This is a genomic window from Rhizobium centroccidentale (genome assembly GCF_030182565.1).
Lineage (GTDB): Bacteria > Pseudomonadota > Alphaproteobacteria > Rhizobiales > Rhizobiaceae > Rhizobium.
The window spans coordinates 476529-498101 of sequence record NZ_JAQJCG010000003.1 but is presented as its reverse complement, the minus strand read 5'-3'; the positions used below and the strand labels follow the sequence as shown (position 1 = coordinate 498101).

The following is a 21573-nucleotide window of genomic DNA, read 5'->3' as shown; positions in this document are numbered from 1 at the left end:
GTAACGTGTCATGCGCGACCCCATCGAAAGCGACCTGCTGCGGACGTTCCTCGTCATCACCGAGACGTCCAATTTTTCCACGGCCGCTCAAAGGATCGGCCGTACCCAATCGGCCGTCAGCGCTCAGATCAAGCGGCTCGAGGATACGATCGGTGAAACGCTCTTCGAAAGAAGTGCCCGTGGGGCCGTTCTCACCCGAGCCGGCACTCAATTGCTTCCCTACGCGCAGCGCGTGATCGAACTCCTGAACGAGGCGGCGGCGAATATCCGCACGAAGCCGCTCGACGGGCCGGTCCGGATCGGCATTCCGGAGGAATATAGCCAGACTGTGTTGCCGGCGGCACTGGCCGCTTTCGCTGTGAGGCACCCGGCGGTCGAAGTCACCGTCTCCTGCGATTATACGGCGCATAACCTGGCCGCTTTGGAAAAAGACGAACTGGATCTCGCCGTCGTCTTCGATTGGAGCAACCAGAACAAGGGCGAAGTTCTCTGCATCGATCCCACGGTCTGGGTGACATCCATGGTGCATCGCCTGCATGATGCCGTGCCGCTGCCTGTTGCCACCTATCGCAACTCGACATGGGCGCGCGACTTCGCCTTGCGCTCGCTGGAGCAGCAGGGCCGCGCCTATCGCATCGCCTTCATCGCCGATACGAGTTCGGGCTTGAAGAACGCCGTCTCCGCCGGGCTTGCCGTGACCACCTTGTCGCGCAGTAACATTCCGCATGGGTGCCGCGAGCTGACCAGTGACGATGGTTTTCCGCCGGTCGATTCCTCCCGCGTCGTGCTTCGCCGCAATCCCTATCATTCGAGCGAGGCGATCCGGGAACTGGCAGAGATGGTGCGCGAGGCCTTTCGTCCTATGTCGGCCCTGCTTCAGCCATAATGTGCCGGCGCAGCCTGCGGCGCGTGCCGGACGGACTTTCCGAAAAGCTGGCACGGTAACTGCGGGAAAAGGCCGATGCCGAATTGAAGCCTGTCATGGCGGCAATCTCGGCAAAGGAAGCTTTCGTCTCGATGACCTTGCGCCGCGCCGCATTGAGCCTCAGCGCCAGATAATGCACATGCGGCGGAGCACCGATGCTCTCCTGGAAAAGCGCCTGCAGATGGCGGGCGCTGACACCGACGCGGCGGGCGAGACGTGTCAGCACCAACGGCTGCTCGATATGGTCCTCCATCAGACGGATTGCTTGAGCAACTCGCGGATCGCGCATGCGCAGGCCGGCCGTCGATGGCGAAAGTTCCGCCGCGCTTTGCGTGCTTGCCGGCTCGTAGATGAACAGCCGGCTGACTTCCAGCGCCAGCGAATAGCCCTGCCGCCGCCGGATGATTTCGAGCATGAGATCGACCGTCGGCAGGGAGCCTGCGGTGGTGATCCGCTTGCCGTCGATCACATAGCGATCCTTGACCGCGTGCACCTGAGGATAGGCGAGCGCGAAATCGTCGTAGTCCTCCCAGTGGACGGCAGCGGAGACATTATCCAGCAAACTTGCTTCGGCCAGCAGCCAAGTGCCGGATTCAATGCCGGCGACCAGCGATCTATGGCGTGCGGTCTGTGACAGCTGCATCTTCAGCGCCTGCGTGGCGCTGCGCCGCCAATTGTAGCTGGCGAGCACGAAAAGCGGTGTCGCGTCCGATGTCGGGCGAAAGCCGGAGCAGGCGGGTACCGGGATAAGGCTCGTCGTCTCAGCGGGAGAGCCATCCGGAGTGAGGAGCCGCCAGCGATAAAGCTCCGCCCCGGAGATGCGGTTGGCCCCACGCAACGGTTCGATCACCGAAGCGATCAGGATCAGGTTCGTTTCCGGAAGGATCAGGAGGTCGATATCGAGTGTCTCGTTTGCCGCTGTCAGCATCACGCATTCCTCCAAGCGTTCCGAAACTGTATCGAATACTTCCGACAATGCAAAGCATGAAGGCACGTCATAGCTCGTAATGTCCTCAATACGAGGGAGAACAAAAGATGCCTCTTGCGATGAATCGCGATGTCTTCATCACCTGTGCCGTCACCGGCGCCGGCGACACGGTTTCCAAATCCAGCCATGTTCCGATCACTCCCAAGCAGATCGCGGAATCCGCGATCGACGCCGCCAAGGCTGGGGCGGCCGTGGTTCACTGCCATGTCCGCGATCCGGAAACGGGCGCTGCCAGCCGCTGCAACGAGCTTTACAGGGAAGTGACCGACCGCATTCGTTCGGCCGACGTCGATGTCGTCTTGAACCTGACCGCTGGCATGGGCGGCGACCTGATTTTCGGCGATGTCGAGAGCCCCCTGCCCCTAAATGCCAAAGGTACCGACATGGCCGGCGCCTCCGAGCGCGTCAGCCACGTGGCCGAATGCCTGCCGGAAATCTGCACGCTCGATTGCGGCACAATGAACTTCAATCTTGGCGACTATGTCATGACCAACACGCCCTCGATGCTGAGGGCCATGGCAAAGAAGATGACCGATCTCGGCGTCCGTCCCGAAATCGAAGCCTTCGATACCGGTCATCTCTGGTTTGCCAAGCAGCTTGCCGAGGAGGGCTTGATCGAGGATCCGGTCCTCATCCAGCTCTGCATGGGCATCCCCTGGGGGGCGCCCGATGACCTCAACACCTTTATGGCGATGGTCAATAACGTTCCCAAAAGCTGGACCTTCTCGGCCTTTTCCATCGGTCGCAACGCCATGGCCTATCCGGCGGCCGCGATCCTTGCCGGCGGCAATGTCCGCGTCGGGCTGGAAGACAATCTCTACGCTGGCAAGGGCATGCTGGCGACCAACGCGCAGCTCGTCGAAAAGGCGGTGCAGGTGGTCGAAGGCATGGGCGCGCGCATCATCGGCCCCGAAGATGTCCGCAAGAAGCTGAAACTGACGAAGCGCTGAGGCCCCGATGACCAAGATCAACAAGGCGGCCTGCATCGGCGGCGGTGTCATCGGCGGCGGATGGATCGCTCGCTTCCTGCTGGCTGGCATCGATGTCGATGTCTACGACCCGCATCCGGAGGCAACCCGCATCGTCGGCGAAGTTCTTGATAATGCCGAAAAGGCCTATGCAATGCTGACCGGCGCGCCGCTTCCGCCGCGCGGCAAGCTCACATTCAGGGACACGCTACAAGCCGCCGTCGCTGGTGCCGACTGGATCCAGGAAAGCGTGCCCGAGCGACTGGATCTGAAGCGCAACGTGCTGACGCAGATCGATGCAGCCGCAAAGCCCGATGCCCTGATCGGCTCATCCACCTCCGGCCTTCTGCCGACCGATCTGCAGCGCGACATGCGCCATCCCGAGCGTCTCTTCGTCGCCCATCCCTATAATCCGGTCTATCTCTTGCCGCTCGTCGAAATCGTCGGTGGCGAAAAGACCAGCGCCGCGACGATCCAGGCGGCGATGGAACGACTGCCGCCGATCGGCATGAAGGGCGTGCATATCGCCAAGGAGATCGAGGCCTTCGTCGGCGATCGCCTGCTGGAGGCGCTCTGGCGCGAGGCGCTGTGGCTGATCAAGGACGATATCTGCACCGTCGAGACATTGGACGATGTCATCCGTTACTCCTTTGGCCTGCGCTGGGCACAGATGGGCCTGTTCCAGACCTATCGCATCGCCGGCGGTGAAGCGGGCATGCGTCACTTCCTGGCGCAGTTCGGCCCTGCCCTGCAGTGGAACTGGACGAAACTGATGGATGTCGTCGATCTCGACGATGCCCTCGTCGAAAAGATCGGTCAGCAGTCGGACGACCAGGCAGACGGCCTGTCGATCCGCGAACTCGAACGCATCCGCGATGAAAATCTCGTTGGTATCCTCCAGAGCCTTAAAGGAAGCCATGGCGGCAAGGGCTGGGGCGCCGGCAAGCTGCTGAAGGATTTCGAGCACCAGCTTTGGGCCGAGGGTGGCGGCGAGAAGCAAGGCGTGGACATCTCAAAGCCGCTGCGCCTGATCGACACCAAGGTCAGCCCCGCTTGGGTCGACTATAACGGCCACATGACCGAGCATCGCTATCTTCAGGTCTTCGGCGACACGTCGGACGCGCTTTTGCGCCTGATCGGCGTCGATCTCGATTATGTCGAGCGCGGCCACAGCTACTACACGGTGGAAACCCATATCCGCCATCTCGGCGAAGCGAAGCTCGGACAGGCCATCCATTCGACGGCGCAGATTCTCGCATCGGATGAAAAGCGGCTGCATCTGTTCCATGCGCTGCACGACAGCGCGAGCGGCGAGGTGATCGCCACCGCCGAACAAATGCTGCTGCATGTCGACGCAAAAGCAGGCAGAGCCACGGCGGCACCGGAGGAGGTGCTGGCGAAGCTGAGGCCGATTTCTGCCGCGCACGCAGCCTTGGCCATGCCGGAGGGAGCCGGTCGTCATGTGGGACAAAAACGCTAGGAGGAAGCGATCGTGAATTTCGGGCTCAGCGAAGAACAAGAGATGATCGTTAGGACGGTCCGGGACTTCGTCGAGACGGAGATCTATCCGCACGAGAACGAAGTCGAACGCACCGGCTTTGTGTCGCCTGAAATCGGAGACGAGATCCGGCGCAAATGTATCGAGCTCGGCTTCTATGCCTGCAATTTTCCTGAGGAAATCGGTGGCGCCGGGCTCGACCACGTCACCTTCACGCTCGTCGAGCGCGAACTCGGCCGTGGCTCGATGGGACTCACCGTCTTCTTCGGCCGCCCCTCCGGCATCCTGATGGCCTGCGAAGGCGAGCAGCGCGAGCGCTATCTTCGGCCGGCGGTACGCGGCGAGAAAATCGATGCGCTCGCGATCACCGAGCCGGATGCCGGCTCCGACATGCGCGGCATGAAATGCGCGGCACGGCAGGATGGCGACGATTTCGTGCTCAACGGCACGAAGCATTTCATTTCGCACGCCGATGTCGCCGATTTCGTCATCGTCTTTGCCGCCACTGGCGAGGAGGACACGCATCGGGGCGTCAAGAAGAAGATCACAGCCTTCTTGGTCGATCGCGGCACGCCGGGCTTCGAGATCCTTAGGGGTTACGACTCGGTTTCCCATCGCGGCTACCACAATTCCATTCTGAATTTCACCGATTGCCGCCTGCCGAAGTCGCAGGTGCTCGGCGAAGTCCATCGCGGCTTCGATCTTGCCAATCAGTGGCTCTACGGGACCCGCCTGACGGTCGCCGCAACCTGCGTCGGCCGGGCACGCCGTGTCTTCGATCTCGCCCTGCCCTATGCGGCCGAGCGCAAGCAGTTCGGCAAGCCGATCGGCGCCAATCAGGGCGTATCCTTCAAGCTCGCCGACATGATTACCGAGATCGACGCGGCCGATCTGCTCACGCTATCGGCCGCCTGGAAGCTCGATGCCGGCATCCCGGCCAATCGCGAGATCGCCTCAGCCAAGCTTTATGCCTCGGAAATGCTCGCCCGCGTCACCGACGAGGCAATCCAGATCTTCGGTGGCATGGGACTGATGGACGACTTGCCGCTCGCCCGCTTCTGGCGCGACGCCCGCGTCGAGCGCATCTGGGACGGCACTTCGGAAATCCAGCGGCACATCATCAGCCGCGACTTGCTTCGGCCGTTCGGAGCATGAGCCCATGACCCAGCGCTCGCTCGACCGCCTCATTCGCCCCAGAACGATCGCCGTCTTCGGCGGCAGAGAGGCACGGCGCGTCATCGAGCAATGCGACCGCATGGGATTTTCCGGCGAGATCTGGCCGGTGCATCCGACACAGGAAAGCGTCCTTGGCCGCCGCTGCTATCGGTCGGTCGCCGACCTGCCTGATGCGCCCGACGCCGCCTTCGTCGGCGTCAACCGGACGCTTACCGTCGACATTGTTCGAGACCTCGCTGCCATAGGTGCCGGCGGTGCCGTCTGCTACGCCTCGGGCTTCAGCGAGGCCGTGGCGGAACTGCCTGATGGCGCGGACTTGCAGTGTGCGCTGGTCGAAGCGGCAGGTGGCATGCCGATCGTTGGCCCAAACTGCTATGGCATGATCAACGGGCTGGACGGCGCTCTGCTCTGGCCAGACCAGCATGGCATCGTCAGAACCGAGCGCGGCGTTGCCATGCTCACACAATCCTCCAATATCGCCATCAATCTCAGCATGCAGAGACGGGGCCTGCCGATCAGCTATCTGATGACGGCAGGCAATCAGGCGCAGACCGGCCTGTCGGACCTTGCCCAAGCCGTCCTTGAGGACCCGCGCGTCACAGCGGTCGGCCTGCATATCGAAGGCTTTGGCGATATCAGGGCACTGGAAGCCCTCGCCATGCGCGCCAGAGAGCTAAAGAAGCCCGTTGTCGCACTGAAAGTCGGCAAATCCGACCAGGCGCAACGCGCCACGGTGTCGCACACCGCATCGCTTGCCGGTAGCGACGCAGTTGCTGACGCCGTTCTCGAACGTCTCGGCATCGGCCGCGTCGCGACATTGCCGGAGCTGATCGAAACACTGAAACTCCTGCATGTTGCCGGCCCTCTCGAAAGCAATGCGATCTCCTCGATGAGCTGTTCGGGCGGCGAGGCATCGCTGATGGCCGACGCCGCCGTCGGCCGGACTATCGAGTTCCGCGCGTTGAAAGCCGAACAGCTTCCTGCCCTGCGCGCGACCCTCGGCCCGATGGTGACGCTTTCCAATCCGCTGGACTATCACACCTTCGTCTGGGGCGATCTGGGCCGCCAGACGGAGGCCTTCAGCGCCATGTTCGCCGGCGGCTATGCCCTCAATCTCCTCGTTCTCGACTTCCCGCGCGAGGATCGTTGTGATGGCGCCGACTGGATGATTACTGTTGCGGCGGTTGCCGCGGCGGCGAAGCAGACGGGCGCCCGCGCCGCCATTCTGGCGACCTTGCCTGAAAACCTGCCGGAGGCAACCGCGCAGCGGCTGATCGAAAGCGGCATTGTACCGCTCTGCGGCATCAGCGAAGCGCTGGCGGCGGCGGATATCGCCAGCGGCATCGCCGAGGCCTGGAATAGGCCGCAGCCATTGCCGCTCCTCAACGTCTCCATTGCCGAAGGCGAGGTCGAAACCCTGAGTGAAGCTGCCGCAAAGGCAGATCTTGCCGAAGCCGGCCTAGCCATCCCGCGCGGCAAGACAGTTGCCATAGCAACCGAGGCGGCCGAGTGCGCGGAGCAACTTGGGTTCCCGGTCGCGCTCAAGGCTCTTGGGGTCGAGCACAAGTCCGAGGTTGGCGCCGTTAAGCTCAACCTCTGGGATAGGCGCGCCGTTGTGGATGCGGCCGAAGGCATGGCCGGTGTCGCCCACGGGTTCCTCGTCGAGCGGATGGTCGACCGCCCCATCGCCGAGCTCATCGTCGGCGCTGTTCGCGATCCTGTCGCTGGCCTGACCCTGACAGTCGGTGCGGGCGGAATTCTCGTGGAATTGCTTGAGGATTCCGTCGTTTTGCCGCTTCCGGTTACGAAAGCTGAGGTCCTGGAGCGGATTTCACGGCTGAAAGTTCGCAAATTGATCGAAGGCTATCGTGGTAGCGCGGGAAGCAGCCTCGATATCATAGCTGATGCCATCCTATCAGCGGCAGAATATGTCGTAACGAATGCCGCACATCTGGAAGAACTAGACATTAATCCATTGATGGTCCTAGCAGAATCTCGCGGCGTCATTGCCGCGGATGCTCTCATCCGGCGAAGGAGGTAGCGGAAGTTGCAAGACCCCATTCGAACCCGCTCCGAAGACGGCATCCTCGAGGTCATCATCGACCGGCCCAAGGCGAATTCCGTCGATCTCGCGACCAGCCGCAAGATGGGGCTGATCTTTCGCGATTTCCGCGACAACCCGGATCTGCGCGTCGCCATCGTCACCGGCGCCGGCGAGAAATTCTTTTCCGCCGGCTGGGATTTGAAGGCTGCGGCAGCCGGCGACGCGGTTGACGGCGACTATGGCGTCGGCGGCTTCGGTGGTCTGCAGGAACTCCGCGACCTCAACAAGCCGATCATCTGCGCCGTCAACGGTATCTGTTGCGGCGGCGGGCTGGAAATTGCGCTGTCCACCGACCTCATCATCGCCGCCCCGCACGCGACCTTCGCTTTGCCCGAGATCCGCTCCGGCACCGTCGCCGATGCGGCATCGATCAAGTTGCCGAAGCGCATTCCCTATCATATCGCCATGGACATGCTGCTAACCGGCCGCTGGCTCAATGTCGAGGAGGCGCATCGCTGGGGCTTCGTCAACGAGATTGTCATCGCCGACAAGCTGATGGACAGGGCCTGGGAACTCGCCCGTCTGCTCGCAAGCGGACCGCCGCTGGTCTACGCTGCGATCAAGGAAATCGTTCGTGAAGCGGAGGGTTCGACGTTTCAGACTGCCATGAACAAGATCACCAAACGGCAGTTCGCAACCGTCGACCTCCTTTATTCGAGCGAAGATCAATTGGAAGGCGCACGGGCTTTTGCCGAGAAGCGAGCCCCCATCTGGAAAGGAAGGTAGAGGCGGCAGCAACCGCTCAATTTCCCGCATGCTCGCGGGCGACAGGCTTCAGGCGGAAGAGGAACCGTGACCTGAAGTGGCTTGCTCGATAGCTTTGTCAACACGGCAAGAAGAAGGAACAGGGGAATGAACGACTATACGAAATATCTTGCAAGCCGCGTCACCGCGGGCGGGCTCAGCCGCCGCGAATTCATGGGACGCGCAATGGCCGCGGGCGTGACTTTGACGCTCGCCGACAAACTCTTTACCGAAAGTGCAATGGCAGCCGAACCGAAGCGCGGCGGCCATCTGAAGCTTGGCCTTGAAGGCGGCGCTGCAACCGATTCCAAGGATCCGGCGAAATTCCTGTCCCAGGTCATGTTCTGCATCGGTCGCTGCTGGGGCGACATGCTGGTGGAATCTCACCCGCTGACGGGCGCTGCCGTTCCCTCGCTCGCCGAATCCTGGGAGCCGTCGAAGGATGCCGCCACCTGGACCTTCAAGATCCGCAAGGGCGTCAAATTCCACAACGGCAAGGATCTGACGATCGACGACGTTGTCGCCACGCTCAAGCGCCATACGGATGCGAAGTCGGAATCTGGTGCGCTTGGCGTCATGAAGTCGATCAAGGAGATAAAGGCCGATGGCGACAATCTCGTCCTGACGCTGACCGAAGGCAACGCCGACATGCCGTTGCTCCTGACTGACTATCACCTCGTCATCCAGCCGAACGGCGGCTATGACGATCCCCTCGCCTCGATCGGCACCGGTCCCTACAAGCAGGTCAGCTTCGAGCCGGGCGTGCGCGCCACTTTCGAACGCAACAAGGACGACTGGCGCACCGATCGCGGCTTCGTCGATTCGGTCGAGATCATTTGCATGAACGACGCAACGGCGCGTATCGCTGCTCTGTCGTCGGGTCAGGTCCACTACATCAACCGCGTCGACCCTAAAACCGTCGATCTTCTGAAGCGCGCGCCGACTGTCGAAATCCTGTCCACTGCCGGTCGCGGTCACTACGTCTTCATCATGCATTGCGACAAGGCGCCCTTCGACAACAACGACCTGCGCCTGGCACTGAAATACGCCATGGACCGCGAGACGATGGTCAAGAAGATCCTCGGCGGCTACGGCAAGGTCGGCAACGATTTCCCGATCAACAGCACCTATGCTCTCTTCCCCGAAGGGATCGAGCAGCGTACCTACGATCCCGACAAGGCTGCCTTCCATTACAAGAAGTCCGGCCACAGCGGCTCGGTGCTGCTGCGCACGTCGGAAGTCGCCTTCCCCGGTGCCGTCGATGCAGCCGTTCTCTATCAGGAAAGCTGCAAGAAGGCGGGGATCAACATCGAGGTCAAGCGCGAGCCGGGCGATGGCTACTGGACGAACGTCTGGAACGTCCAGCCCTTCTCCACCTCCTACTGGGGCGGTCGACCGACGCAGGACCAGATGTATTCCACCGCCTATCTGTCGACGGCGGACTGGAACGACACGCGCTTCAAGCGCCCCGACTTCGACAAGCTCCTTCTTCGGGCCCGCTCCGAATTGGACGACGCCAAGCGCAAGGAGCTCTACCGCGCCATGGCGATGATGGTGCGCGATGAAGGCGGCGTCATCCTGCCGATGTTCAACGATTTCGTGAATGCCTCCACCAAGCAGGTGAAGGGCTATGTCCACGATATCGGCAACGACATGTCGAACGGCTACGTCGCGACCCGCGTCTGGCTGGACGCCTGATGCCCGAAGCCGGGCGAAAACGCCCTCATCTCTGACACAGCCGGGACCGCGAAAGCTTTTCGCGGTCCTCCCGACGTTTCAAGCAATTCCCGGAAAAATGCACAGCTGTTTTTCGTCCGGAATTGCGTAAAACAACAAGATTGAGCGGCTTTGCGATTCCCATGAAACATGGAGCCGCTCTCAGTGCGAGGCATCGGCCATGTCCAATTCACCTCCCGGAACCGTTCTGCCGGGGCTGAGGTTCAAGCAGCGCTTTCCGCTGCTGGCCCTCATTATCGAGCGTTGCGTGCTCAGTATCATCCTGCTGTTTGCGGTCTCGGTCCTGATCTTCGGCGGGCTCGAAGCCCTGCCCGGCGATTTTGCAACCACTTATCTTGGCCAATCGGCAACGCCGCAGGCCGTCGCCAATATCCGCGAAGAGCTTGGCCTCAACCGGCCTGTGGTCACCCGCTATGTGCAATGGCTCGGCAATGCCGTCCAGGGTGATTTCGGCACCTCCTGGGCCAGCAAGAATTCCGTCGGCGAGCAGATCAGCAAACGGCTCGGCAACTCCCTGTTTCTCGCCGGCTTTGCCGCCTTGATTTCAGTGCCGCTGGCGGTCTGCCTGGGCATGCTGGCGGTCCATTTCAGGAGCCGATTGCCTGATAAGATCATCAATGTCATCTCACTGGCGGCGATCTCGCTGCCGGAATTCTTCATCGGCTATCTCCTCATCATGTTCTTTTCCGTCAAATTCGGTGTCGCGACCTTTCCCGCGACCGTCTTCGACGGCATGGGCTTAATCGATCGGCTGAGGGCTATCGCTCTTCCGACTGCAACTCTGGTTCTGGTCGTGCTTGCGCATATGATGCGTATGACGCGTGCGGCCATCCTTTCCGTGATGTCCTCGGCCTATATGGAAACGGCCGAGCTGAAGGGCCTCTCCGCCTTCCGCGCCATCGTCAAGCACGCAGCTCCCAATGCGCTGGCGCCGATTATCAATGTGATCGCGCTGAACCTCGCCTATCTCATCGTCGGCGTCGTCGTCGTCGAAGTCGTCTTCGTCTATCCCGGCATGGGCCAGTATATGGTCGACGCCGTGACGGTGCGCGACATGCCCGTCGTCCAGGCGTGCGGCCTGATCTTCGCTGCCGTCTACATCTTCCTCAATATGACGGCCGATATTCTCGCCATCGTCGCCAACCCCCGTTTGAGGCATCCGCGATGAGATTGAGAGATATCCCCATCACTGCCTGGATCGGCATCATCGGTATCCTGATTGCCTTCATCTGCGCCATCTTCGCGCCCTGGATCGCCCCTTTCGGCGAGACGGAAGTCGTCGGCAATGTCTGGCAGCCCGCCGATGCGCAATATTTCTTCGGGCTCGACAATCTCGGCCGCGATATCCTGTCGCGCCTGATCTACGGCACCCGCACGACGCTCTTCGTCGCGCTGGCGGCAACGATCATCTCCTTCTCGCTCGGCATCATCCTCAGCTTCACCGCCGCCGTCTCACGCGGATGGATCGATACGATCTTTTCGCGCTTCAACGACCTGATGATGTCGATCCCGACGCTGATCTTCGCGCTGGTTGTGCTCGCTGTCCTGCCGCAGAGCCTGATCGTGCTGATCCTCGTCATGGCGATCCTCGATTCCACCCGCGTCTACCGCCTCGGCCGCGCCGTGGCACTCGATGTCGCGGTCATGGAATTCGTAGAAGCCGCCAAGCTGCGCGGCGAAGGCAAGATCTGGATCATCTTCCGCGAGATCCTGCCGAATACGCTGTCGCCGCTGCTGGCGGAGTTCGGGCTGCGCTTCGCCTTCTCGATCCTATTCCTCTCCACCCTCTCCTTCCTCGGTCTCGGTATTCAGCCGCCGGCGGCCGACTGGGGCGGTATGGTCAAGGACAATAAGGACGGCATCATCTTCGGCATCTCTGCCGCGCTCGTGCCGGGTTCCGCCATTGCGGCACTCGCAATCTGTGTCAATCTGGTGGTCGACTGGCTTTTAAGGCGTACTTCCAGCCTCAAGGGAGGGCGTGGCGATGCCTGAGCTTCTTTCCGTTCGCGGTCTCAAGATCGAGGCGACTAGCTATCCGCTGGGCGAGCCACCGAAGCGCGTCACCATCGTCGACGGCGTCTCCTTCGACCTCCAGAAAGGCAAGGTGCTCGGACTGATCGGCGAGTCCGGCGCCGGCAAGTCCACCATCGGCCTTTCCGCCCTCGCCTACGGCCGTGGCGGCGCCGAAATCACCGGCGGCCAGGTATTGCTTGACGGCACCGACATCCTGCCGCTCGGTAAATCCGGCATCCGCAGGATTCGCGGCGCGCGGGTCTGTTATGTCGCGCAGTCGGCAGCGGCCGCCTTCAATCCGGCGCATCGCTTGGGTGATCAGGTCATTGAAGCAACGGTGAAGCATGGCTTGATGACGAAGGAGGAGGCAAGAAAGCGGGCGCTTTATCTCTTCCGCGTGCTTGGCCTGCCTAATCCGGAAACCTTCGGGGACCGCTATCCGCATCAGGTCTCCGGGGGTCAGCTTCAGCGCGCCATGACCGCGATGGCGCTCTGCTCCAATCCCGAACTGATCGTCTTCGACGAACCGACGACCGCGCTCGATGTCACCACGCAGATCGACGTGCTGGCGGCCATCAAGCACGCCATCGAGGAGACGCATACCGCCGCGCTCTATATCACCCATGACCTCGCCGTCGTCGCCCAGATTTCCGACGACATCATGGTGTTGCGGCACGGCAAGACGGTAGAATATGGCAGCGTCCAACAGATCATTGAGGAGCCGCGGCAGGATTATACCCGCGCCCTCGTCAACGTTCGCCAGGAAGTACGCGCAGAAGCCACCGATCAGACGAGCGCGCTTTTGAAAGTTGAGAACATCAGCGCGCAATACTCGAATGGCTTCAAAGTATTGCACGATGTTTCTCTACATGTTCCTAAAGGTCAGACTTTGGCAGTGGTCGGCGAGTCCGGTTCTGGCAAATCGACACTCGCCCGCGTCATCACCGGCCTGCTGCCCCCGAGCGACGGGCGGATTTCCTTTGACGGCAAGCCGTTGACGCCTGCATTGAAAGACCGCTCGCGGCAGGAGCTGCGGCGTATCCAGCTGATCTACCAGATGGCCGATACGGCGATGAACCCACGCCAGACCGTGCGCGATATCATCGGCCGCCCGCTGACCTTCTATGACGGCCTGCGTGGCGCTGCAAAGACGGCGCGCGTGAAAGAGCTGCTGGATCAGATCGAGATGGGCAACGGCTTCATCGACCGCTATCCGGCCGAGCTTTCCGGCGGCCAGAAACAGCGCGTCGCCATCGCCAGAGCGCTTGCGGCCAAGCCCGAACTCATCCTTTGCGATGAGCCGACCTCGGCGCTCGATCCGCTGGTTGCCGAAGGCATTCTGAAACTGCTCTTGAAGCTGCAGGAGGAGGCGCATCTTTCCTACGTCTTCATCACTCACGATATCGCCATCGTGCGCGCCATCGCCGATAGCGTCGCGGTGATGCATCGCGGCAAACTCGTCCGCTTCGGCCCGAAATCGCAAGCGCTGTCGCCGCCTTTCGACGATTACACCGACCTGCTGTTGAAGTCGGTGCCCGAAATGGAGATCGGCTGGCTGGAGCGCGTGCTGACGACTCGGAGGATGGCAAGCGCTGGAAATTGAAAGACCGGCATCTTTCACCTCTGCGGCTTAGCCTTCACTCGCGCTTTCATGCCGATGGAGACCTCAGCGCACAAGCCGCGCGCTGAGGTCGCGAGCGAGCGTGCCGGCGTTGCGGCCGACAATCATGCTCTGATGGTTGCCGGCAACATCGACCCAGTTCGCGTGCGTGAGAAAGCGCCCCCATATGGTCTTGGGATCGCAATCGACCGGCGAGCCTTGTAGGCTGCGGTAGAAGGTCAACTCGCCGTCGTAACAGCTTGGTTTGTAAAGGCCTTTCATGCGCAGAAGTTGTCTGGCAGCCGCATCGTAACGCGGCGGATAATCCCCCATCCATTGCGGTGCCAGCTCCGGATAATAGGCCGAATGCGGATCGGCGTAGCGGAAAGAAAGGGGCTTCAGTTTTTTTGCGAGGAGTTCTCGTCGCCCGATAACCGACCCGCCGGCCTGAGCCGATGCTTGGCGGCGTGGCTGAGCATCGGTTTTCCTTAGGTTCTTCTTTCTGGTTCGGGCTCGTCTCCAGCGCTGCCACATGAACCCACCCCAGGTCATCAGCGGCCACTCCTGCTCGCCAAACGGGGTATCCAGCATGCCAAGGAATGCAATCTTTTGCCTCTGCGCGCTCAAGACGCGAGCGAGCTCCAAGGCAAAAACACCGCCAAACGAATAACCGAGCAATCGATATGGCTCGCGGATCCCTGCTGCCTGCAGCGCTCTCAGCGTACTTTGGACCTCGTCTTCGACCGTTGCCGGATGGTGGCGATCGCGATTGAAGGCCGTCAACGCAACGCCGAGGATCGGCCCTGGAAAGCGGATTTCCTTGATCAGTTGCTGCATTTCCAGGAAGCAGCTTGCTCCGCCGGCAAATAGCAGCAACGGCGCGGTGCCCTCGCCGCCACGGAGCTCTATGATTTTCGGCGAGACTGAGAGATCTTCGTGATTGGAAATTGCAAGGCCGAGAGCATCAAGGGTGCGATGACGATAGAAGACATTGACATCCAGCTCCTCACCGCTTTCGCTCCACAAGCGCTTGATAAAACTCAACAGCCGATTGACTGAGACAGCATCGGGAATGTCTGCGTCGTGGCGTAAATCAACCTTTGCTTCTTGCCGAAGCAGATCGCTGACGTAGGTATGAGGGCTGGAATCTGCATCCGTTCTCGCAGAGAAAAGCATCTAACCGCCCCCGAATGTCAAAGCATGTGTCGCCAACCTCAAGATAAACTGCAATTATATAAAGCGACCCTTAATATATTCTGTAAAAGCACAACTTTCTATTGTATTTGAGGGTTTCGCTCTCGAACCGCCGAAGACTGACCCGACCGGTCAATCGGCTCCTTAATATTCTGCCGGCACCGCATATACTTCTGCGGATGGATCGGCGAGGAATGAGCGCACCGTCGGCGGCAGCCGGCGCGACGATAGCGGCAGAGGTCCGCAGCGCGAGAGAAGTTCACGAAGGTCCGGCTCGGTGCCGACATGGCGCCAGATCATCCGCGAGGCATAGGGGAGGTTTTCCTTTCGCCAGGAAACTCCCATTGTCGTGCCGCGCAGATAGACGCGCTGGTAATCGTCGAAGGGCAGGAGGATCGTCTGTGACAATATGGGATTCGGGCCGACGACACGCTCGGTAATGAAGATCCGGTTTCGATAGAAGGCGGCCAAACCCACATATTTGGAAAACTGCTGGATGCCGTTTCCGGGGTCCCGCAGGCGCTCCATCGACTTGACATGCACAAGACCGCCTTGCTCGACAAGACGACTGCAGGAACAGACGACCATCCCCGGCCAGGACGGTGAGCGATGGTAGGTCTGAAAATAGCCGATATGGCGCCGGAGCGCGCTTAGATCTCCGGGGAACGCCTTTAACAATTCGGAACTTTGATTGAGGTCCAGGGCCGGTTTGCGAAGCCGCTCGCGAAAGAGCCTGGGAGCGAGACCAAAGTCGGCGGCCTCAAGATCGAAATACTTGGCAATGCGCGCCAGATTATGGGCAGACGGCCTCGTCTGGCCGTTGATATATCGGTTGAATTGCTGCCGGTTGATATCGATTGCACGGCACAGATGCGAAATGGAGCGTTGGGTTGCGCAGGCAATTTTAAGGTTCTCGGCCAGGTGAGGCATCCGTAACTCCGTCTTGGAAGGAACTAGCGTAAACTCGCTTAAAGATGCGTCAAGTCGCGAAATTGCATGAGCCGATCCGCTCCCTAGGTTTCCACGCACAAAATGGAAACGAGGGAACTGTCATGACGCATCAAAAGGATCAATCTTCTCTGAGCATCGGCCGCCGCCACTTCCTGGGCGGTGCCGTCGCGCTGGGCGCATTGCCGGCCCTCGCCTCCGGCCTCCTGATGCCGCGCGATGCCCGCGCGCAGGAAGCAAAGCGTGGCGGTCATCTGAAGCTCGGCCTCAAGGGCGGCGCCACCAGTGACGCGCTCGACCCGGCGACTTATAGCGCCTCCGTCTTGTTCGTCATTGGCCGTCTCTGGGGCGACACGCTTATCGAATCCGATCCGAAGACCGGCGCTCCCCTGCCGTCGTTGGCGACTTCCTGGATGCCATCGGCGGACGCATCGGTCTGGACCTTCAAGATCAGGAACGACGTGCAGTTTCACGACGGCAGCAAGATGACGGTCGCCGATATCGTCGCGACACTAAAACGGCATGCGGACAAGAACTCGCAGTCGGGCGCCCTCGGGCTTATGGCCTCAATTACAGGCATTGAGGAAAAGGCAGGCGATCTTGTTCTGACGCTTTCCGAAGGTAATGCGGACCTGCCGCTCCTTCTCACTGACTACCACCTGATCATCCAGCCAAAGGGCGGCGTCGACAAGCCGGCGGCGGCCGTCGGCACCGGCCCTTACATTCTGAAGAGCTTTGAACCGGGCGTTCGCGCCACCTTCGAGAAGAACTCGAAGGATTGGCGCTCTGACCGAGGCTTCGTCGACAGCGTCGAAATCCTCGTCATCAACGACAACACCGCCCGCATTGCAGCACTCGCCTCCGGCCAGGTCCATTTCGTCAACAATGTCGACCCGAAGACCGTGCCGATGCTGGAGCGGGCACCGACCGTCGAGATCGTCCGGAATGCCGGCAAGGGCTTCTACTGCTTCCTGATGCATTGCGACACGGCGCCATTCGACAACGCCGATCTGCGGCTTGCGCTGAAATATGCGATCGACCGCAAGTCGATCCTGGACAAGGTTCTGGGCGGCTACGGGACGATCGGCAACGACTATCCGGTCAATTCCAACTACGCGCTTGCGCCGAGCGATATCGAGCAACGGCCATATGATCCGGACAAGGCCGCCTTCTATTTCAAGAAATCGGGCCTCGACCGTCCCGTTCAGTTGCTCACCTCAGACGCAGCCTTTCCGGGTGCCGTGGATGCGGCGATCCTGTTCCAGCAAAGTGCCCGCAAGGCTGGCATCGCGATCGACGTCAAGCGCGAACCGGAAGACGGCTACTGGACGAATGTCTGGAACAAGCAGCCCTTCTGCGCCTCGTTCTGGGGCGGTCGTCCGACCCAGGATTCGCGCTACTCCACCTCCTACCTGTCGACCGCAGAATGGAATGACACGCGTTTCAAGCGCCCTGACTTCGACAAGTTGGTGCTGCAGGCAAGGTCTGAACTCGATGAGGCCAAGCGCAAGGTGCTTTATCGACAGCTGGCGCTGATGGTGCGAGACGATGGTGGCCTGATCCTGCCCGTCTTCAACGACTACATCATGGCCTCTTCGAAAACGCTGAAGGGATATGTCGACGATATCGGCAACGATATGTCCAACGGCTACATCGGCAGCCGTGTATGGTTTAATGCCTAAACCTCTTCGGGATATATGACCATGTCAGACCGCAGCTTCACGACCATCGAAAATCAGTGGATCACCCTGAAGGACGGCACGCGGCTCGCCGCGCGCATCTGGATGCCGGATGGCGCGGAGAAGGATCCCGTGCCTGCCGTTTTCGAGTTCCTGCCCTACCGCAAGCGCGACGGGACAAGCCCGCGTGACGAATCCACCTACCCGGTTTTCGCTGCAGCCGGGATCGCCGGCGTGCGCGTCGATATAAGAGGCTCCGGCGAATCCAGCGGCATCATCGATGGCGAATATACCGAGCTCGAGCTTGCCAATGCCTGCGAGCTGATCGCCTGGATCGCGGCGCAGCCCTGGTCGAACGGCTCGGTCGGCATGATGGGCATTTCCTGGGGCGGCTTCAATTGCCTGCAGGTCGCGGCCCTGAAGCCTCCGGCGCTGAAGGCGGTCATTTCGATCGCCTCCACGGTCGACCGCTATAATGACGATATCCATTACAAGAACGGCTGCCACCTCTCCGCCCAGCTTTCCTGGGCGGCGACCATGCTCGGCTACCAATCGCGCTCGCCCGACCCGGCCATCGTCGGCGACGATTGGCGGAATATGTGGCTGGAGCGCCTGGAGCAGGAACCCTTCTTCATGGAGGAATGGCTCCAGCATCAGCGCCGCGACGACTTCTGGCGACACGGCTCGATCTGCGAGGATTTTGCGAGCTTCGATATTCCCGCCATCGTCATTGCCGGCTGGGCTGACGGTTATCGCAATACGCCACTGCTGGCGGTCGCAGGGCTCGGGGATAAGGCCAAGGCGCTGATCGGCCCATGGGTCCATAAATATCCGCATTTCGCCTGGCCGAAGCCGCGGGTCGATTTCCATGGAGAAGCCATCGCCTGGTGGAACCGCTGGCTGCGTGGCGAGCGCAACGGCGCCGAGACCATGCCATCGGTGCGTGCCTACATTCTCGATGCCATAAAGCCAGCCATGCGCCGCGATTTCGACCCCGGCTTCTGGATTGCCAAGAAAGAGTGGCAGCGGCCGGAGATGCAGTGCTTCTATGTCGAGCAATTCGGCGCGCTGATGGAAGGCATGCCGATCCCGCACGCGCCGGAACATCCCGTTTATCTGCGCTCACCGCTCGACACGGGCACCGCTTCGGGCGAATGGTTCACTCTGAAGCCGGATGCGGAAATGGCGATCGATCAGCGCGTCGACGACGCCGGGTCGCTGACCTTCCAGACCGCGCCCCTGGTCGAGGATTACGACTATCTCGGCCGCCCCGTTGTCACCTTGACGCTACGGTGCGATGCCGAAACCGCCAATCTCTGCGCGAGGCTCGTCGACATCCATCCGGACGGCACCGCAACGCGCGTCTCTTTCGGCGTGCTCAATCTCGCCCATCGCAATGGCAATGCCGCGCCGGAGCCCTTGAGCAAAGGCCAACAGGTTAGAGTGACCTTAACGCTTGATGCCTGCGGCTATCGTTTCCGCAAGGGGCATCGCATTCGCCTGTCGCTGTCGACGGCCTATTGGCCGATGGTGCTGCCGCCGCCGGAAGATCCTGGGCTGACGATCGATATCGCTTCCATCGGCCTTGCTTTGCCCAAGCTCGGCGCGCATGAGATCATCGACATCAAGCAGCCCGACAATCCCGATCCGTTGCCGAAATATATCGAACACGCACCCGCCTCCACAAAGCGGCAGGTGGTGCGCGATCTCTCGGCCGGCGTCACCCGCTATGAAATTCATGAGGATACCGGCCTTTCCGAGCATCCCAGAACGGGACTTTCCACACGGCAGCTGCGCGAAGAGGTCTGGTCGATCGCGCCAAACGATCCGCTATCGATGACGGGTGTTTCAACATGGACCTGCGATATGAGTCGCCCGGGCTGGTTCGTTCGCACGGTGGCGACATCCTCCATATCCTGCACGGCGAAGGACTGGGTGATCAGCGCCTCGGTCGTTGCCTATGAGGGCGAGACCGAGATCTTTCGGAAGACCTTCGAGGAAAAACGTATCGCCCGCGACCTGATGTAGCTCAGTGCGACCCCGCAAACCGGCTTGCCGCCGCGCATATGGCGGCAAAACCGGCGCGCGCGCCATCGCTCATATGCCGTGCCCGCAGCCAGGCATGCACCATCTGCGGCTCCTCGCGGAACCAGACTTCGACGCCCGCCTGTACGAGACGCGCCACATAGTTGCGGCCGTCGTCGCGCAGCGGATCGTAATGCGCAACGGTAATGAAGGTTGGCGGAAGGCCGGCCACGGAGGACGAGGCAAGCGGCTCGGAGACCGGATCGCCTTCCGGCGCCTGCAGAATAGTGCGGTAATAAGCGACATCGGCCGTCGTCAGGCCCGGCGCCTCGGCCATCTCCTCATAGGAGCCGGAGACAAGATCGCCGCCGAGCGCGGGATAGATCAGGATCTGACCGACAATGCCTGAAAGCCCCTCGGCATTCGCTCGCACGGCCAGCCCTGCCGCGAGATTACCGCCGGCGCTATCGCCGATCAGCACGACGGACTTCTCCTCGGCGAGCAGATGCTTGAGGACACTGAAACAGTCATCCGTCTGTGCCGGCCAGCGATATTCCGGTGCTAGACGGTAATCGACGGAGATCAGCTCGGCGCCGGCATGATCGGCAATCTCGGCGCAGATCGCATGATGGCTTTCAAGCGAACCGACGACGAAACCGCCACCGTGGAGATAGAGCAGCTTCGTTGTCGTGAGGATATTGGCGGGCTTGTAACGCCTGACGGGAATCGTTCCGGATACAAGATCATCCGCGGTCTGCATGCCCTCCGGTAAAGGGCGATCGAAACGAGCGCAGAGCGCGTCATACCATTGGCGCTGCTGTGCGATGGAGACCGTTACCGCATCCGGTGGATAGAAGGAATCGCAGATATCCATGAACTCCAGGATGCCGGCTTCACTCGGCATGGGACGGTCAACAGGGGTCATCGGATATCCTCGATTCGTGCCAATGGATCGAGACTAGGCGGCCGCGCAACCGAACGCTTATCTGCCCACGGCCAGCACCGCCGCGATGGCGACATCCTTACCGGAAGCTGCGAGGGTCAATCAGCCGCAAATACGCTACTTGACGGCAAGGAAAAGCCCGTCGGCATCTGCATGCATTGCGCGTTGGACCAAGTCAGCGCTGCGAGCGCGAGTGCCGCGCCAATCACAAGCCTAATCATAAGCTCTTCTTCCATCCCCGTTTGACGCGGCCCGCGAGGTCACAAATGCCTCGCGGGTCGGTTGCTTCATTTAGTAAACCTGTGCCGTCGGGCGAAACAGGATTTCGTTGATATCGACGTCTTGCGGCTGGCTTATGGCGAAGGCCACGGTGCTGGCAAATGCCTCCGGCGATATGGCGCCCTTATAGACTTCGGTGATGCGGGCAGCGACATCCGGATCGGTGATCGTGTCCGGCAGCTCGGTTGCGACCGCACCGGGCGAGATGATCGTCGTGCGGATATTGTAAGGCTTTACCTCCTGGCGCAGGCCCTCGGACAGCGCGCGTACGGCATGCTTCGTCGCCGAGTAGACGGCGCCGCCCGGCCCGACCTTGTGCCCGGCCACCGAGGCAACGTTGATGATATGCCCGCTCTTCTGCTCCTTCATGTAAGGAAGAACAGCGGCAATCCCGTAGAGCACGCCCTTGATGTTGACATCGATCATCCGGTCCCATTCCTCGATGTGAAGACGCTCAAGCATCGAACTCGGCATGAGGCCGGCATTGTTGATCAGCACGTCGACGCGACCGTTTCGCTGTACGGCATGGTCCACGAGCGCCTTGACCTGCGCGCAATCCGCGACGTCCGTCTGGACGACCGCATCTTCGCTCAGCGAAAGCTCTTTTGCGAGCGCGCGCAGGCGATCGATACGCCGTGCGCCGAGAACGAGTCTGGCTCCATCCTTGGCGAGGCGGCGAGCGGCTGCTTCACCGAGGCCACTGCTGGCGCCCGTGATGACAACGACCTTGTCCTGGATACCTTCTGCCATGA

The 21573-nt window shown here is 61.0% G+C and carries 17 protein-coding genes; 12 read left to right on the top strand and 5 right to left on the bottom strand.

Going from position 1 to position 21573, the window contains the following annotated elements:
• Nucleotides 1-10 precede the first annotated feature (10 nt).
• Nucleotides 11-886 carry a LysR substrate-binding domain-containing protein gene (locus tag PH562_RS06180; RefSeq protein WP_285172055.1) on the top strand — a complete coding sequence of 292 codons (876 nt, stop codon included), beginning with the start codon at nt 11-13 and terminating at the stop codon, nt 884-886.
• Here PH562_RS06180 and PH562_RS06175 read toward each other — a convergent pair.
• A complete protein-coding gene (locus PH562_RS06175; protein WP_285172053.1) occupies nt 861-1853 on the bottom strand; it encodes a GlxA family transcriptional regulator in 993 nt (330 codons plus the stop codon). The two genes, PH562_RS06180 and PH562_RS06175, sit on opposite strands and share 26 nt — an antisense overlap.
• 107 nt (nt 1854-1960) lie before the next feature.
• Here PH562_RS06175 and bcoG point away from each other — a divergent pair, with 107 nt between their 5' ends.
• The 9 genes from bcoG (at nt 1961) to PH562_RS06130 (ending at nt 13756) form a co-directional block, all read left to right on the top strand.
• A complete protein-coding gene (bcoG, locus tag PH562_RS06170) occupies nt 1961-2863 on the top strand; it encodes a 3-dehydrocarnitine:acetyl-CoA trimethylamine transferase BcoG (protein WP_285172052.1) in 903 nt (300 codons plus the stop codon).
• Between the two features lie 7 nt (nt 2864-2870).
• Nucleotides 2871-4361: a carnitine 3-dehydrogenase gene (locus PH562_RS06165; protein WP_285172050.1), complete on the top strand. Its 1491-nt coding sequence runs from the start codon at nt 2871-2873 to the stop codon at nt 4359-4361.
• Between the two features lie 12 nt (nt 4362-4373).
• Nucleotides 4374-5534 (top strand): acyl-CoA dehydrogenase family protein, encoded by a 1161-nt coding sequence (locus PH562_RS06160; protein WP_285172049.1) that lies wholly within the window; start codon nt 4374-4376, stop codon nt 5532-5534.
• 4 nt (nt 5535-5538) lie between these two features.
• On the top strand, nt 5539-7596 hold the full coding sequence (locus tag PH562_RS06155) for an acetate--CoA ligase family protein (protein ID WP_285172047.1): 2058 nt from the start codon (nt 5539-5541) through the stop codon (nt 7594-7596).
• Between the two features lie 6 nt (nt 7597-7602).
• Complete coding sequence (locus PH562_RS06150; RefSeq protein ID WP_285172046.1) at nt 7603-8385, top strand: carnitinyl-CoA dehydratase; 783 nt, start codon at nt 7603-7605, stop codon at nt 8383-8385.
• A gap of 126 nt (nt 8386-8511) precedes the next feature.
• Nucleotides 8512-10101: an ABC transporter substrate-binding protein gene (locus PH562_RS06145; RefSeq protein WP_285172045.1), complete on the top strand. Its 1590-nt coding sequence runs from the start codon at nt 8512-8514 to the stop codon at nt 10099-10101.
• Between the two features lie 199 nt (nt 10102-10300).
• Nucleotides 10301-11308 carry an ABC transporter permease gene (locus tag PH562_RS06140; RefSeq protein WP_285172044.1) on the top strand — a complete coding sequence of 336 codons (1008 nt, stop codon included), beginning with the start codon at nt 10301-10303 and terminating at the stop codon, nt 11306-11308.
• Nucleotides 11305-12132 (top strand): ABC transporter permease, encoded by an 828-nt coding sequence (locus PH562_RS06135; RefSeq protein WP_285172043.1) that lies wholly within the window; start codon nt 11305-11307, stop codon nt 12130-12132. The genes PH562_RS06140 and PH562_RS06135 overlap by 4 nt, the downstream gene beginning before the upstream one ends.
• The gene (locus PH562_RS06130) at nt 12125-13756 is read left to right on the top strand and encodes an ABC transporter ATP-binding protein (RefSeq protein WP_285172042.1); all 1632 of its coding nucleotides are present in this window, start codon (nt 12125-12127) and stop codon (nt 13754-13756) included. The genes PH562_RS06135 and PH562_RS06130 overlap by 8 nt, the downstream gene beginning before the upstream one ends.
• A 63-nt stretch (nt 13757-13819) precedes the next feature.
• Here PH562_RS06130 and PH562_RS06125 read toward each other — a convergent pair whose 3' ends face one another.
• Together PH562_RS06125 and PH562_RS06120 are read right to left on the bottom strand one after the other, a co-directional pair.
• On the bottom strand, nt 13820-14929 hold the full coding sequence (locus PH562_RS06125; protein WP_285172039.1) for a thioesterase domain-containing protein: 1110 nt from the start codon (nt 14927-14929) through the stop codon (nt 13820-13822).
• 162 nt (nt 14930-15091) lie between these two features.
• Nucleotides 15092-15877 carry a helix-turn-helix domain-containing protein gene (locus PH562_RS06120; protein WP_285172038.1) on the bottom strand — a complete coding sequence of 262 codons (786 nt, stop codon included), beginning with the start codon at nt 15875-15877 and terminating at the stop codon, nt 15092-15094.
• 122 nt (nt 15878-15999) lie between these two features.
• Between PH562_RS06120 and PH562_RS06115 the strand changes: the two genes are divergently transcribed.
• A complete protein-coding gene (locus tag PH562_RS06115) occupies nt 16000-17577 on the top strand; it encodes an ABC transporter substrate-binding protein (protein ID WP_285172037.1) in 1578 nt (525 codons plus the stop codon).
• Between the two features lie 21 nt (nt 17578-17598).
• Nucleotides 17599-19602 carry a CocE/NonD family hydrolase gene (locus PH562_RS06110; RefSeq protein WP_285172036.1) on the top strand — a complete coding sequence of 668 codons (2004 nt, stop codon included), beginning with the start codon at nt 17599-17601 and terminating at the stop codon, nt 19600-19602.
• Between the two features lies 1 nt (nt 19603).
• On the opposite strand, the gene PH562_RS06105 is transcribed toward PH562_RS06110, so the two are convergent.
• Together PH562_RS06105 and PH562_RS06100 are read right to left on the bottom strand one after the other, a co-directional pair.
• A complete protein-coding gene (locus tag PH562_RS06105) occupies nt 19604-20524 on the bottom strand; it encodes an alpha/beta hydrolase (protein ID WP_285172034.1) in 921 nt (306 codons plus the stop codon).
• 309 nt (nt 20525-20833) lie between these two features.
• Nucleotides 20834-21571 carry an SDR family oxidoreductase gene (locus PH562_RS06100; protein WP_285172033.1) on the bottom strand — a complete coding sequence of 246 codons (738 nt, stop codon included), beginning with the start codon at nt 21569-21571 and terminating at the stop codon, nt 20834-20836.
• Nucleotides 21572-21573 lie beyond the last annotated feature (2 nt).